This is a genomic window from Acidovorax sp. ACV01 (genome assembly GCF_014851495.1).
Lineage (GTDB): Bacteria > Pseudomonadota > Gammaproteobacteria > Burkholderiales > Burkholderiaceae_C > Acidovorax > Acidovorax radicis.
In genome coordinates this window covers 1-366 of record NZ_JACUZT010000027.1, presented here as the reverse complement: position 1 = coordinate 366, position 366 = coordinate 1, and the positions used below count along the sequence as shown (strand labels likewise).

The window sequence follows — 366 nt, the reverse complement described above, 5'->3', positions numbered from 1 at the left end:
GATCACCATGGACATGATTGGCAGGATCCGACGGCTGCACGTGAGGGACAAGCTGTCGGAGCGCGAGATAGCGCGCATGACGGGGCTGTCGCGCAACACGGTGTCGAAGTGGCTGCGGGCACCGGTTGCCGAGGCACCGAAGTATCGGCGCGAAACGCGACCGAACAAGTTGAGTGCATTTGAGGCGGCGCTGAAGCAGGCATTGACGGCCGATGCGCGACGGGCCAAGCACGAGAGGCGGCTGGCGGAGCGATGCCGAGCACTGTGGAGCGAGGTGCGCCACCCCGAGCACAGCCAGTTCAGCGTGGCCGAGATGCTCGAGCACGAGCGTCCCCACCTGATGCCCATGCCTGAGCCCTTCGATGG

General features: G+C 65.6%; 1 pseudogene. It reads left to right on the top strand.

The annotated features are described in order from the left end of the window. Positions 1-7: 7 nt before the first annotated feature. A pseudogene (locus tag IB243_RS26995) lies at positions 8-280 on the top strand (helix-turn-helix domain-containing protein); the annotation flags it as partial. Positions 281-366: the final 86 nt, after the last annotated feature.